The sequence below is a fragment of the Lactobacillus sp. genome (assembly GCF_014803895.1).
Map to the genome: position 1 here is coordinate 1 of NZ_JAAVAU010000011.1, position 14,227 is coordinate 14,227.

The 14,227-nt window shown below is 33.6% G+C and carries 18 protein-coding genes and 2 tRNA genes; 1 reads left to right on the forward strand and 19 read right to left on the reverse strand.

Features of this window, described 5'->3' with window-relative positions; genetic code table 11:
- Window positions 1-2 precede the first annotated feature (2 nt).
- From HDR40_RS04030 to HDR40_RS04060, 7 genes are all read right to left on the reverse strand, one after another.
- Window positions 3-75, reverse strand: a tRNA-Val gene (locus tag HDR40_RS04030).
- A 6-nt stretch (window positions 76-81) separates the two neighbouring features.
- A tRNA-Glu gene (locus HDR40_RS04035) sits at window positions 82-153 on the reverse strand.
- Between the two features lie 82 nt (window positions 154-235).
- Complete coding sequence (locus HDR40_RS04040) at window positions 236-1,000, reverse strand: LytTR family DNA-binding domain-containing protein (RefSeq protein WP_290626754.1); 765 nt, start codon at window positions 998-1,000, stop codon at window positions 236-238.
- Window positions 990-2,252 (reverse strand): GHKL domain-containing protein, encoded by a 1,263-nt coding sequence (locus HDR40_RS04045; protein WP_290626755.1) that lies wholly within the window; start codon window positions 2,250-2,252, stop codon window positions 990-992. The genes HDR40_RS04040 and HDR40_RS04045 overlap by 11 nt, the downstream gene beginning before the upstream one ends.
- A gap of 99 nt (window positions 2,253-2,351) precedes the next feature.
- On the reverse strand, window positions 2,352-2,594 hold the full coding sequence (locus tag HDR40_RS04050; protein WP_290626756.1) for a hypothetical protein: 243 nt from the start codon (window positions 2,592-2,594) through the stop codon (window positions 2,352-2,354).
- Between the two features lie 171 nt (window positions 2,595-2,765).
- The gene (purB, locus tag HDR40_RS04055; protein WP_290626757.1) at window positions 2,766-4,061 is read right to left on the reverse strand and encodes an adenylosuccinate lyase; all 1,296 of its coding nucleotides are present in this window, start codon (window positions 4,059-4,061) and stop codon (window positions 2,766-2,768) included.
- 4 nt (window positions 4,062-4,065) lie between these two features.
- Window positions 4,066-5,355, reverse strand: coding sequence for an adenylosuccinate synthase (locus tag HDR40_RS04060; protein WP_290626758.1), 1,290 nt, complete (start codon window positions 5,353-5,355; stop codon window positions 4,066-4,068).
- A 192-nt stretch (window positions 5,356-5,547) separates the two neighbouring features.
- On the opposite strand from HDR40_RS04060, the gene HDR40_RS04065 reads away from it, so the two are divergent.
- Window positions 5,548-6,540, forward strand: a complete 993-nt coding sequence (locus tag HDR40_RS04065; RefSeq protein ID WP_290626759.1) for a GMP reductase — start codon at window positions 5,548-5,550, stop codon at window positions 6,538-6,540.
- 82 nt (window positions 6,541-6,622) lie between these two features.
- Here the strand turns inward: HDR40_RS04065 and tsaD are convergent, their stop codons facing one another.
- The 12 genes from tsaD to recR all read right to left on the reverse strand — a co-directional run bounded on the left by tsaD (window position 6,623) and on the right by recR (window position 14,227).
- Window positions 6,623-7,669: a tRNA (adenosine(37)-N6)-threonylcarbamoyltransferase complex transferase subunit TsaD gene (gene tsaD, locus HDR40_RS04070; RefSeq protein WP_290626760.1), complete on the reverse strand. Its 1,047-nt coding sequence runs from the start codon at window positions 7,667-7,669 to the stop codon at window positions 6,623-6,625.
- Window positions 7,666-8,220: a ribosomal protein S18-alanine N-acetyltransferase gene (gene rimI / locus HDR40_RS04075; RefSeq protein ID WP_290626761.1), complete on the reverse strand. Its 555-nt coding sequence runs from the start codon at window positions 8,218-8,220 to the stop codon at window positions 7,666-7,668. Before rimI ends, tsaD begins: the two co-directional genes overlap by 4 nt.
- Complete coding sequence (tsaB, locus tag HDR40_RS04080) at window positions 8,204-8,941, reverse strand: tRNA (adenosine(37)-N6)-threonylcarbamoyltransferase complex dimerization subunit type 1 TsaB (protein ID WP_290626762.1); 738 nt, start codon at window positions 8,939-8,941, stop codon at window positions 8,204-8,206. The genes rimI and tsaB overlap by 17 nt, the downstream gene beginning before the upstream one ends.
- Window positions 8,942-8,980: 39 nt before the next feature.
- Entirely contained in the window at window positions 8,981-9,502 is a 522-nt protein-coding gene (locus HDR40_RS04085) for a folate family ECF transporter S component (protein ID WP_290626763.1), read from the reverse strand.
- A 34-nt stretch (window positions 9,503-9,536) separates the two neighbouring features.
- Window positions 9,537-10,268: an acyl-ACP thioesterase domain-containing protein gene (locus HDR40_RS04090; RefSeq protein ID WP_290626764.1), complete on the reverse strand. Its 732-nt coding sequence runs from the start codon at window positions 10,266-10,268 to the stop codon at window positions 9,537-9,539.
- A 3-nt stretch (window positions 10,269-10,271) separates the two neighbouring features.
- The gene (rsmI, locus tag HDR40_RS04095) at window positions 10,272-11,129 is read right to left on the reverse strand and encodes a 16S rRNA (cytidine(1402)-2'-O)-methyltransferase (RefSeq protein ID WP_290626765.1); all 858 of its coding nucleotides are present in this window, start codon (window positions 11,127-11,129) and stop codon (window positions 10,272-10,274) included.
- A complete protein-coding gene (gene yabA / locus HDR40_RS04100) occupies window positions 11,122-11,481 on the reverse strand; it encodes a DNA replication initiation control protein YabA (RefSeq protein ID WP_290626766.1) in 360 nt (119 codons plus the stop codon). Before yabA ends, rsmI begins: the two co-directional genes overlap by 8 nt.
- A gap of 11 nt (window positions 11,482-11,492) precedes the next feature.
- Complete coding sequence (locus HDR40_RS04105; protein ID WP_290626767.1) at window positions 11,493-12,350, reverse strand: DNA polymerase III subunit delta; 858 nt, start codon at window positions 12,348-12,350, stop codon at window positions 11,493-11,495.
- Complete coding sequence (locus tag HDR40_RS04110) at window positions 12,350-12,673, reverse strand: cyclic-di-AMP receptor (protein WP_290626768.1); 324 nt, start codon at window positions 12,671-12,673, stop codon at window positions 12,350-12,352. Before HDR40_RS04110 ends, HDR40_RS04105 begins: the two co-directional genes overlap by 1 nt.
- A gap of 12 nt (window positions 12,674-12,685) precedes the next feature.
- A complete protein-coding gene (tmk, locus tag HDR40_RS04115; protein ID WP_290626769.1) occupies window positions 12,686-13,327 on the reverse strand; it encodes a dTMP kinase in 642 nt (213 codons plus the stop codon).
- A 67-nt stretch (window positions 13,328-13,394) separates the two neighbouring features.
- The gene (locus HDR40_RS04120; protein ID WP_290626770.1) at window positions 13,395-13,631 is read right to left on the reverse strand and encodes a YaaL family protein; all 237 of its coding nucleotides are present in this window, start codon (window positions 13,629-13,631) and stop codon (window positions 13,395-13,397) included.
- Window positions 13,628-14,227: a recombination mediator RecR gene (gene recR / locus HDR40_RS04125; RefSeq protein ID WP_290626771.1), complete on the reverse strand. Its 600-nt coding sequence runs from the start codon at window positions 14,225-14,227 to the stop codon at window positions 13,628-13,630. The genes HDR40_RS04120 and recR overlap by 4 nt, the downstream gene beginning before the upstream one ends.

The following is a 14,227-nucleotide window of genomic DNA, read 5'->3' on the forward strand; positions in this document are numbered from 1 at the left end:
TATGGAGGATACAGGGTTCGAACCTGTGACCTCCTGCTTGTAAGGCAGATGCTCTCCCAGCTGAGCTAATCCTCCAAAGTGTGACCCGTACGGGATTTGAACCCATGTTACCGCCGTGAAAGGGCGGTGTCTTAACCACTTGACCAACGGGTCATATTTGATTTATCCTTAACACATTTATTTATAATACAGATTACTAAAGAAAAATGCAAGCTTTTTTTACAAAAAATCAAATTTATTTTTTTAACTCCTTTTTTAGTTTATTTATTCTTCTTACTGCACTAAATGAATATTTAATTTCATCCCCATTATTAAGCAAAATTACTCGGCTTTTAGAATTAATTTCTTTTATATTTACCGGGTTCACTAAATAAGACTGTGACGCTTTTATGAATCCGTCCAGTCTAGCTTCAATATTTTTTATATCCCCCGTAAATTCTGCAATTTCACCAGCAGAAACTATCTTTAAACGATGAGGAAAAAGAGTTGTAGAAAAGTAATAAATACTACTTTTGGGAATACGATAAAAACTACTACCGACCTGGTAAGTGAACATTCTTTCTTCCGTTGTCTCTAATTCCCTAATTTTTTGACTTGCTCTTCTCAAATCATTTGTAATTCTCTTTTGAAGACTTTCTTCAGAGTCCATCTTCATAATGTAGTCTAGTGCTCCAATTTGGCGTTCAAATGTTGTCACCGCCATTTCACTATGACTAGTTATAAATATTATTTGAGCAGCCAAATCACGCTGCTTTACCTCATCTGCTAAATCTATGCCATTGGATTTATCTCCCAATTCAATATCTAAAAAATATATACCTCTAGTAATATCATTATTTTGAATATGATTCATCATTTCAGTGTAAGAATTACTCGTAAATACAAGTTTATAAGTGTTCTGCTCATCGCTTTCGATAATTGATGCTGTTTTAATCAGTCTTTCTATATAAGTTGCTTGAGCTTTATCGTCTTCACATAGATAAATATTATTAATCTTCAATATTTTCCAATTCCACTTTAAAAACAAAATAATCTTCTTTTATCTCATACCTGATAAACATCTCAGGATACTTTTTACTTATTTTTTCAATATTTGATAAACCATATCCTCTATGATTATGTTTGCTTGTATAACCCCTTTTAGTAATTTTATTTAAATCAACTTTTCCTGAAATATGATTGGCTATCAAAAAACTTAATTCTTTTTTATCTTTATATAGAAAAACCTTTATCTGTGGTGAAGAATCATTCTGGCTAGCCTCAATTGCATTATCAAATACTATCCCAATAATTCTACTTAAATCAAAAATATTTATGTTATTTACCTTTTCTATTACTCTTACACATTCAAAAGTACAAGGTATATTTAAACTATCAGCTTTATTTATCTTATTGATCAAAATACTCTTTAGAACTGGATCATTTACTCTTGCTAAATCATGAAATTTCCATAAAGAATTAGTATTAAACTCATTTTGTGAGTACATATCTAACTTTGCTAGCAGTTCCTTACTATTTTCTTCACTAGCTGAAATTTTCAAACTATTAAGCATGTTTTTATAGTCATGCTCAAATCTTCTTAATTTCTCTTCGTTATACTCTAAGTTTTTAATATAGTTAGTTAAATACGCCTGTTTTTCTTTAAGCAGCTTAGCTTGTTGTATTTTATTTTGAAATATTAATAGATACAGCATAAACAAAAGCTGCCCAAATAATAAAATTCCCACAAATAAGATGTTCACTTTACCATCTACAGGATTAATATATAGCAAGCCAATTAAATGCAATGCAATTTCTGAATAGAGTATTGTTCCTAAAAGAGCTTGATTAGATTCGGAATTAAGCAAGTATTTTATATTTAGCTTCTTTAGTAAAAAGTAAAATATTACAAAATATAATAAAGTCAATGGAACATAAAATAAAATTAAATTTGGGATAAAATGTCCTATTATTCCCCATAATAAATCCAAGAAATAAGTAACTAAATCTGCTAATAAAATCGTACACAAACTATTACTATATCCCTCTTTTTTACCGTAAAAACATACTACTGCTCCTACCATAAAAAGCATACTTAATGCAGTACTTAAGTTAACTCTGATTAATCTAATTAAACACGTTAGTATAATTAATGCTGCATTAAAGAATATATTCTTTTTAGCGAAAAAATTTATATCATTGAACATAGAAAACAATATCAGTCTATAGATTATAGCTATTACAAACAATCCTGCATCAAATATATTGATCATTTTCATAATACTCCCACACATTAAGTATCCCTAGGCTACCATATTTTAAAAACAAGCAAAATAGACAGAAATACCTTCCCGTCTCTTTTATTCAATTATTCATCTTTTTAATTTCAATCTATAAATCCCAAACAAAATTAGTCCTGTAATCAAAGGAATAATTACGCCTGCATACATAGCTAAATCCCAATATTCACGGGTTACTATCAACCGTATTAAATTAAGTACAGTAATCAACCCCAAAATATAACTTCCATATTTAGATACATTTCTACTAATTTTATTATTTAAAATTAGCAATACTATCACCACTAACAGTGAAATAATTGAAATATAAACCATAATTTCATTTCCTCCAATCACTTGACTACAAATATCATAAACTCAATAGAAATTAATAAATGAGAACTTCAAATTCGTATACTTTTACTTCAAATCCATCAAAATAAAGCACAAAAAAAATGTAGTTACATTGTAATTTAGAGTTACAACATAACTACATTTTTATAAATTTTATTCCAAGCCACACTTCTTAAAGATATCATCGACATGTTTCAAGTGATAATGATAATCAAAAGCATCATCGATATCTTCTTGAGAAAGATAATCCATAATTTCACTATTTTCGACAAGTGGCTTAAATTGTTTTTGTTCGTTCCAAGATTTTGCCGTTAATTTTTGTACCATATCATAAGCTTTTTCACGTGAAAGGCCTGCTTCATCGATCAAATTCAAAAGCACTCTTTGTGAATAAATTAAGCCATAAGTCCGGTCCATATTCTTGAGCATTGTCTCTGGGAAAACATCTAAATTCTTCAAAATACGATTGAAGCGATTGAGCATATAGTCAATTGCAATGGTTGTATCTGGCAAAATCACCCGCTCTGCACTTGAATGAGAGATGTCACGTTCATGCCACAAAGCTACATTCTCATAGGCAGTTACTACATGACCACGTACCACACGAGCCATACCACATAAGTTCTCTGAACCAATTGGATTGCGCTTGTGCGGCATTGCAGAAGAACCTTTTTGACCAGCCCGGAAGTGTTCTTCAACTTCATGGATTTCACTACGTTGAAGCGAACGAATTTCAGTTGCCCAGTTTTCAATACTAGTCGCAATTAAGGCAAGCATCGCGATATATTCTGCATGTAGGTCTCTTGGTAACACTTGTGATGTGATTGGTTGTTGCGTTAAGCCCAGTTGCTTTAAAACACTAGTTTCAACTTCAGGGGGCACATTGGCAAAAGTTCCTACTGCACCGGAAATCTTACCAGACTCAACACCTTTAGCTGCATGTTCAAATCTTTCAATATCACGATTGATTTCAGCATACCAACGAGCTAGCTTAAGACCAAAAGTAGTTGGTTCAGCTTGAACACCATGAGTGCGACCCATCATAACCGTATTTTTGTATTTTAAAGCTTTTTCAGCAATGGTCTTTTTAAGTTCAGCCAAATCTTTTCTGATGATATCATCAGCCTGTTTAAGTAACACACCTTGCGCAGTATCAACCACGTCAGTCGAAGTTAAGCCAAAGTGTACCCACTTCTTTTCATCACCTAAACTTTCAGAAACTGTCCGCGTAAAAGCAACCACATCGTGGTGGGTAATTGCTTCAAGCTCGGCAACTCTCTCAGCAGTAAAAGAAGCATTTTTAGCGATTTTTTTAGCATCTTCGACTGGGACTTCACCTAATTCTGCCCAAGCATTGGTCGCAGCAATTTCAACCTGGAGCCAAGCTTCGTATCTATTCTCATCTGTCCAAACTTTGCCCATTTCTGGACGAGTATAGCGTTCTAACATAAATTTACATTTCCCATGGATTCTTTAATACAATAGTTTGTTCACGATCTGGACCTACGGAGACAGTTACCAATGGTAAACCAGTAACTTCTTCAATTCTCTTCAAGAACTTCTTGGCATTTTCAGGAAGATCTTCATAATTTCTGATATTAGTAATATCTTCTTCCCAAGCTGGTAGTTCTTCATAAACAGGTTCACATCTGTCTAATTCCTTTAAACTTGCTGGGTAGTAATCAATTTCTTTACTGTCAAGTTTATAAGCTGTCGCAATTTTCACTGTGTCAAAACCAGAAAAAATATCAAGTAAGTTCAAACTTAAACCCGTCATCCCTGAGACACGCTTAGCGTGACGAAGAGCAACTGAATCAAACCAACCAACTCTTCTTGGACGTCCCGTTACAGTACCATATTCATGAGCAGTTTCACGAATGCGATCACCAATTTCATCATTTAATTCTGTTGGAAATGGTCCTGCACCAACACGAGTAGTATAAGCTTTGCAGACACCGATAACAGTATTTAAACGATTAGCTCCTATACCAATACCCGAAGCGATTCCACCCGAGATAGTATTTGATGAGGTAACGAATGGGTATGTTCCTTCATCAATATCAAGCATTGTACCTTGAGCACCTTCAAAGAGAACCTTTTCTCCATCATCTAAAGCATCATTAACTAAAACTGAAGTATCAGTTACATACTTTTTCATCTTTTGACCATATTCATAATACTTGTCAAAAATATCTTCAAATTTAAGAGCAGGTTTGCCATAAACTTCAGTAAATAACTTATTTTTTACTTCTAAGTTAGCACGAAGCTTTTCTTCAAACGTATCTTTCTCTAATAAATCACAAACTCTAATACCAATTCTTGAAGCTTTATCCATATAAGTTGGTCCGATACCATTCTTAGTTGTCCCAATCTTATTAGCTACCTTAGATTCTTCCTGGTATTCATCTTGCTTGATATCATAAGGCATAATGACATGTGCACGGTTAGAAATTCTTAACTTACTAATATCAATATTATTCTTTTCAAGATTATCAAGTTCTTCAAACATAACTTCTGGATTGATAACAACACCATTACCAATTACAGCACCCTTACTTGCTGCAAAAATTCCAGATGGAATTAAGCGCATCTTGAAGTCTTTACCATCAATTTCAATTGTATGGCCTGCGTTGTTCCCACCATTAGAACGAACGGCCATTGTCGCATCCTTACTTAAGAAGTCTGTAATTTTGCCTTTACCTTCGTCGCCCCATTGGCTACCTACAACTGCAACTGCTGTCATTTAAGTTCACCTCATAAAAAATTATTCAATATCTTAAAACCGACATTTAGTTTAACAATAGTTTTTCTGATAGTCAATATTTTTCCGAACATTTTTAAATATCGTTTTTCATATTATTCTGATTTTAGCTTGACATTTCCCAAAAAGTCCGTATATTAGTAGCTGTCAATAAGAAATAGCGAGGTAAGATTTGTGAGTAACTATTTTAGTATGGAAGCCTTTGATTATGATGATATCCAATTAGTTCCTAATAAATGTATTATCAAGAGCCGTAAGGAAGCTGATACTAGTGTTAAGTTTGGAAACCGAACATTCAAGATACCAGTTGTTCCTGCCAATATGGACAGTGTTATCGATGACAAACTGGCTGTTTGGTTAGCAGAAAATGATTACTACTATGTAATGCATCGTTTTCAACCAGAAAAAAGAGCTGATTTTGTCAGAATGATGCATGAAAAAGGATTATTCGCATCAATTTCCGTTGGTATTAAGGACGAAGAATATGACTTCATCGATTCTTTAGTTAAAGAAAACTTAGTTCCCGAATACATCACAATCGATGTTGCCCATGGTCATTCTGACTATGTAATCAAGATGATCCGCTACATCAAAGATAAATTACCAGACTCCTTTGTTACTGCTGGTAATATCGCTACTCCTGAGGCCGTTCGTGAATTAGAAAATGCTGGCGCTGATGCAACTAAAGTCGGCGTCGGCCCAGGACGTGCATGTATCACTAAATTAAAAACCGGTTTTGGTACTGGTGGTTGGCAATTAGCCGCCTTAAGAATGTGTTCCAAGGCAGCAAGCAAACCTTTAATTGCAGATGGTGGTATCCGTCATAACGGTGATATTGCTAAATCCGTTCGTTTTGGCGCTTCCATGGTCATGATTGGCTCACTTCTTGCTGGTCACGAAGAATCACCTGGTCACGTAATTGATATTGATGGTAAGAGTTATAAGCAATATTGGGGATCAGCTTCTGAAGTTCAAAAAGGTGCTTACAAGAACGTTGAAGGTAAGCAAATGCTGGTACCATTCCGTGGCTCTATCAAAGATACCCTGCGTGAAATGCAAGAAGATTTACAATCTTCAATCTCCTATGCTGGTGGTCGCGACCTCAACTCAATTCGCTTAGTTGACTATGTCATCGTAAAATCTTCAATTTTAGATGGTGATAAATAATAATCGATGAAATAAAAAATCTCTAGAATTTCCTTTTAATTGGATCTTCTAGAGATTTTTTTGTCTGTATTTAAAATTATTTTTAATTTAACATTCTATCTGCATATGGCAGTTCTAATGATGGATCAGCATTCAAATGTTCATCACTAAACTTACCGGCATTATATAAATTATAAGCAGCAGCACCAATCATTGCAGCATTATCACCACAAAGTTTTAAATCTGGCAAAATCACTTTAGGCTTAACATCTGCTGGTAATTTTTCAATTTCTTCATTTAATCGTTCACGTAAACCATGGTTAGCTGCAACACCACCACCTAAAATGAACGTTTTCGGCTTATATTCCTTAATAGCTCGAATCGTCTTATATGATAGGACATCAACTACAGAAGCTTGAAAACTTGCAGCTAAATCATACTTATCTAATTTTTCATGAATTTGATCGGCATGGTGACAAGTATTAATAAATGCACTCTTTAATCCAGAAAATGAAAAATCGTAATCATCATCTTCCATCATAGCACGTGGAAAATGGAACGTGTCTTTCCCCTTATGAGCCCATTCATCAATAGTTTTTCCTGCTGGATAATTTACACCTAATACTCGACCAATTTTATCATATGCTTCGCCAGCTGCATCATCACGAGTATCACCAATAATTTCAAAATGAATTGGATCCTTCATTAAAACAATTTCAGTATGACCTCCAGAAACCTGAAGTGCCATTGCAGGATATTCAATTTCATCCTTTAATTGAGCCGCCATAATATGCCCCATAATATGATCAACGCCAATCAAAGGAATTCCAGTTGCCATGGAAGCCGCTTTAGCAGCACTGACACCGATTAAAAGTGCCCCAACAAGACCCGGACCATAAGTTACCGCAATAGCATCAATATCATCCCAAGTAGCATGTGCTTCAGCCAAAGCTTCTTTAGTAATTTGAGTGATTACTTCAATATGGTGACGACTAGCAACTTCTGGTACAACTCCTCCAAAACGTTGATGACTTTTAATTTGAGTCGCAACTATTAAGCTTTCAATTTCACGACCATTTTTAATTACGGCAGTTGAAGTTTCATCACATGAACTTTCAAAAGCTAAGATACGTACATCCTTTTTTGTCAATTTACTTCTTCCTGTTCTTCATCTGTTATTCTTTTTATCATACTTAAAGCATCAGCATGTTCAGAAATATAATAATTTTTTCTTATAAAATTAGGTGTAAAGCCGAACCTGCGATAAACACTCTGCGCTTGATAATTATCAGTTTTAACTTCTAATGTCATTTGAACCGCGCGATTCTTATACGCCAAATCGGTCAATATTTTTAATAAATAGGTTCCTATACCTAATCGTTGAAAAGTAGGCTTTACTGCAATATTTGTAATATGACCTTCTTGAGCTTGCATCCGCATCCCTGCAAATGCTACTAATCCAGCCCCATTATAAACTACTAAATAAATCGTATTCTGCTTACTTAATTCTGACTGAAAAGTCTTTGCATCCCAGGGTATCTTGCCATAATAGACTTCTTTTTCTAAGGCAAGTAAGTCACTAATATGAGCTTCATTAGCTTGCATTACCTTTAACACATAATTATTAACTGTAAAGGTAAAATCTTTAAAACTTAAATCTAACTCTACCGGATGCAAAAAATTATTAAACTTCTTCCACATAGTCACTATCCGGACCATACGCTTTACCTGTCTTCTTATGCCAATCTAATTCTGCCTGTGTACGACGTAAATACTTTGGCACCATTTTATCTGGATCAACTACGCTTGCATCAAGTGCTAATAAGCCAATATTTGCTGCATGTACTTGATTTACATCTCCTAAGGCTTGTGTATATTGAATATCGGGCCAAATTTCTTTAATTTGATCTTGATACTTACTCATATCACTACCAACAAAGATAATTTTTTTATTATCAGCGACTTTTTTTACTTTATTAAGCAAATCATCAATGTGATAGTGGCCATCTGCTACAATATTTTCTACCCCAATATCATTTTTTACATAGGCACCAGCAAAGAAATTATTATTTCTAGCATCGATTTCCGCAATAATTACACTGTCTTTATCTTCTACTCCTTCAGCTAAAGCAGCAAGAGTAGAAATACCCACCAATTCTTTATTTAAAATTGAAGAAAACATCTTGGCAGTAGTGATTCCAATTCTTAACCCAGTATATGATCCAGGTCCTTGCGCTACTGCAAAACGGTCAATATCATTTAAAGTTACATTATTCTCCTTTAAAATTTCACTAATTAAGGGATCTAAATGTTCACTATGATTACGTTGATCTACTTCATTCTTTTCTGCAATAATATTTTTATCATCACTTAAAGCAACACTTAAATGATTAGTTGCAGTTGTTATACTCAATATTTTCAAGTGAGTCTCCTCATTTATCAATTAAACCATTAATTTAAATTACTTTCTTATTTTAACACGCTGTAAAGCATTTAAAACTGCATAGCCAACGATTATTTGAATCCAAGGTACTATCAATTCTTTTAAAATTCTTTGGGTAAAAGCAGCTTTCAAGTTAACGCCATATAAAATATGTAACCAATAAGTATTCATAACAATATTTACAATTATAGTTACCAAAATAGTAGCTACTGCAATACGCCATAATTTAACGGGCTTTTGATATAAGAAAAAGCCATAAATTACTACTCCAACAATCGCCGATAAAGTAAAGCCTGGGAAAAATCCTCCCTGGAAACCAAAAAGAGCAGATGTTAACAAATCAGTTAACAGACCACCAATTCCTCCCCAAAAAGGACCAAAATAATATCCCAACATAATATTACCGATAAATCCAAGGCCAACATTTACCATTGCTGGTCCAAATGAAATTTTTTGTAAAATAATGTTTATTGCTACTAATAAGCCTAATAATACTAATTCTTTTAATGTTTTTTGTTTAGTATTCACCTTCAAAGTCATCCCTCCCAAAAAAGCATGACTTATTGGGTCATGCTTATTTCTTGCGCCAAACAATTTTGGCTAAAGCAGCTACATCATCACCATTTTTTATTTCATGATTAGTAGTTAGCTCTTCTATATCTATTTTTACTAAAGATTGTGCTTCTTGTCTATATTTTACTTCTTTTTTAAAAGTAATATTTAAAGAAAACGGTTCATGTGTGTTTAAAAAATCTCTAGGTAATACATCAATCATCCAGTCAAAATAACGACTATTAGTCAAATGATGATTCGTATCTAAGTCATAATATCTCACGCGATAAGGTTGACCGTTATCCCATTCTTTTAATGGTCGCGCTTTTTTAAATCGCGGCAGTTTATTTAATTCAGGATTATTAAATCGCTTCATTAACTCAGGATCGGGTACTGTCACTTTTCTAGTAGTGAGATTTAAAATAACCCATTGACTCTTAACTTCGATAATTTTATGACCACTTTCATCTTCAACCGCAAAATCACGATAAACAAAGAAGCGGTTATATCCACTCGCTTTAGTAGTGAAGTAAACTTTTTCTCGCGCTTTAGGCAAACGCTCAATAGTAAAGTTATAGTCCAATACTACCCAACCTAAATTATTCTTCATTAAGTCATTAATTCCAGCATGACCTTTAGACAGTTGTATATTAGAAACTTCCATCATGTATTCAATCAAAAATGGTAACTCTAACCGTCCCTGTTCATCACAATCACCGTAATCAATTACTTGTTCTTGTTTAAAAACTTCCATCTTTTATCCTTGATGATACTTATCATATAGTTCATTCTTAGAAACACTGTTTTCTTTAGCTACTTGCTTAATGGCATCCTTTTTTGATTTACCTTCATCCACTAGCTGAGAAACTTTATTAACTAATTCTTCCCAAGAAAGCTGCGCTTCTTCTGTTGTATTTGGTGATACTAATACCACAAATTCCCCACGAGGCTCATTGTCCGTAAAATATTCATTAATTTCACTAATACTTCCTCGAATATATTCTTCATGAATTTTAGTTAACTCTCTAGCCAAAGTAATCTGACGATCTGGTTCTAAAATAGTTGCTAAATTTTTTAAAGTCTTCTTTAAACGATGAGGAGCTTCATAAAAAATTGAAGTACCACGAAAAGCATTCATTTTTTCAAAATATGGAAGTTGTTCACTAGCTTTTCTAGGAACAAAGCCCCAATAAGTAAAAGGTTGCGCATCAAAACCTGAAGCAATTAACGCAGTCGCAAAAGCTGAAGGTCCTGGTAATGAAACAACTGGGATATCATTCTTGATACATTCTTGAACTAAAACGTAACCTGGATCAGAAATTACTGGCATACCTGCATCAGAGATTTCCGCAATTGTCTTTCCTTCTTTAAGTAATTTAATTAATTCTGGTGCTCGTTCTTTAGAATTATACTTATGAAAAGAAATCATCCGATTGTGAACACCAATCTTTTCTAATAGAATCCCACTAGTTCTCGTATCCTCTGCCGCAATATAGTCAGCTTCGGTCAAAATTCTTTTAGCTCTTAATGTAATATCTTCTAAATTACCAATTGGTGTTGGCACTAAATAAAGTGTACCAACATCATTATTTTTAAAACTACTTTGTCTACGCATCTTTTTTTCCTTTATGAGGTTTGGGAACTGGATTTACAAAGTTATCTAAGATATCTAAACAAAACATACAATCTTCGCCAGCTTCTCTATGTGACCCATAATATGGATTACAAATATGGAAGCCAGTATTATAAATGTCTTTTAATGACTTTAAACCAGATTGAGATTTTCCCTCTACTGGTGTTTTAGTCTTGTCCATCTTACTTAACTTGTCACGTAGCAGTTGATTTTCAACTTTTAATTCTGTATTTTCTTTTAAAACATCAAGCATATCATTTTCCAAACCAGCAACAGTTTGGGCCATTTCTTCTAAGCTTTGATGCAACTGCGATAACTGTGAAAAAGGATCCAATTTTAGCACCTCTACCATTCAAACTTCAACACTAAATAATCTAGGCAATTATGAAAATTAACATTATTTGCCCGCATTTTGTCACAATCCATCAATAATTGTAACAGTTGTGCATTTTTTTCAAAATCAATGTATTTATTTATATTATCTAACGCAAATTGTTTTAATTGATAAAAGACAAACTTTTGACTATTTGGTTTATTAGTTAAGCCTGCTAGCTTATGAGCTCGTACAATTGCTAAATCGTTATTTTCAAATAACTCTTGATACAGATACTTACACTCTTGTTCTAAATTACTGGTATCGCCTAAATCTTCAATTTCCTCTGTACTTAAACCGAATTCTAATAATTGACCTCGCCGACTACTTTCTTCTTCATCGTAAAAATTAATTATTTGAGTTCGAGAACGAACTGTTGGCAAAATTTGATTAGCATTATTTGTAATTAAAATCGTTACCACTGGGGCGACAGGTTCTTCCAATAAATTTAAAAGTGCATTATTAGCTGCTAAAGTTAACTTTTCTGCATTTTCAATAAAGAAAAAACGTCGTGTACCTTCTACAGGACTTTTAGATAACTCTTCTTTTAACGGACGGACCTGATCAATAGATAAAGTTTGCTTTCCTTCTAATTTTACCAAAAAAACATCAGGATGATTACCGGTAAGAATACGCTGGCATTGATTACAGGTTCCATCTGGTTTATTTTCACCAGTACAGTTAAATAAACATGCTAACCAATATGCTGTCGCCAGCCCTTTTTCTTGCATAGGATCAACAAAAAGATAAGAATGAGCAATTTTATCATTATTATATGCGTCTTTTAAAATGTTAGTTTGTTTTTTACCAATATTTTCTAAATTAATCATTAAAAGTGCTTAAATTCCTCAACCGGTAATACGAATACTGTTGCCCCACCAACTGTAACTTTAACTGGTTTTGAAAGCATAGAAGAACCATTGGAAGAAACATTCGGTGAGACAAATTGTTCACGAGTATGTGAACTTTCTTTGATAACATCCATCACTTCACTAACGCGATTATCCTCAACCCCAATAATAAAAGTGGTATTTCCAGCTTTTAAAAAGCCACCACTAGTCGCAAGTTTGGTAGCACGAATATCCTTTTCAATGAATTTTCTGGATAAAGTAGCTGCATCTTTATCTTGAACTACGGCAAGTATTAATTTCATAATTTCAAGTCCTTACTTAAATATTTCTGGTAACTGCCTTTTTATCATTTTAACACTTTGTGCTACTACTTCTGATAATGAGACACTTGCATCAATATTTTTTACTCTCTCAGGATACATCTTTTCAATTTCTTTGTATCCCTCATAAACCTTTTGATGAAATTCTAGTTTCTCTTGCTCTAAACGGTCCTCTTGGTCAGGTCTAAGCCTCTTAATTCTAGTTAAACCTTCTGCCGGATCAATATCTAAAAATAACGTTAAATCAGGCTCTAAATAGCTTGTTGCAAAATCATTTATTTTTTTAACTTCGTCAATGCCTAATCCACGCCCTTTTCCTTGGTAAGCAAGTGAGCTATCGACAAAACGATCTGAAAAAATAATTTTTCCTTCTTTCAAAGCTGGCTCCATAATCTCACTTATATGTTGACTTCGAGAAGCAGCATAAAGAAGCGCTTCAGTCTTGTCATCCATTTCTTTATTTATAGGATTAAGAATAATCTGTCTAATATTTTCAGAAATTTTAGAACCACCCGGTTCACGCGTAATAATGTATGGTTGTTTTAATTGTGAACCAATTTTTTTAATAACTTCGTGTAAAACAGTAGTTTTCCCTGCGCCATCTGGTCCCTCAAAAGTAATTAAATATCCTTTCATAATTTCCTCCCTACTCTGAATTTTACTTTAACTAACAAAAAAGGTCCATGATAACATGGACCACAACTTATTTTGTAATTACACTATATGGATTGTTAGATTTAGCATGGCGCCGTCTAGCTTCTTCATATAAAAAATTATATTTCGCATGTAAAATTTGATCTGCAATTCGATTTTCATTGGATAAATCTAAAGTAGTTGATGCAAAAGTTTTTTGAACTACTAGTTGATGTTGAAGATTTGAAATTACTTTTAATAATTTCTCGTCGCCTTCTTCTTTTACATGATGCTTTTTTCCAATCATAGACTTGTTCTCCCTTGAACAGCACGTTTCAATGTAATTGAGTTGGCATATTCAATATCACTACCAACTGCTAAACCAGCTGCTAACCGTGTTACTTTGATACCAGCTGGTTTAATCAATTTGCCAATATACATCGCAGTTGCTTCACCCTCAGAAGTTGAATTAAGTGCTAAAATTACTTCTTTAATATCATCATTTTTTTGAAGACGAGTAATCAAACTTTTGATATTTACTTCTTCTGGTCCCACGCCATCCATAGGTGACAATACACCATGTAAAACGTGATATAAACCGTTATATTCACCCATTTCTTCAAATGCCATGACATCTTTAGCCTGTTCAACTACCATAATTGTTGATTGATCACGATTAGGATCACGACAAATTACACACGGATCACTTTCAGTAATATTTCCGCAAATAGAACAATAATGAATATCTTCTTTAATTTGCAGTAAGGACTTAGAAAAGTCTTCTACATCAGCTTTAGGCATATCCAAAGTATAAAAAGCTAAACGAGTTGCAGTTTTTTCACCAATACCTGGTAATTTCATGTAACTTTCAATCAAACGTGCAATTGGTAATGGATATTGCAT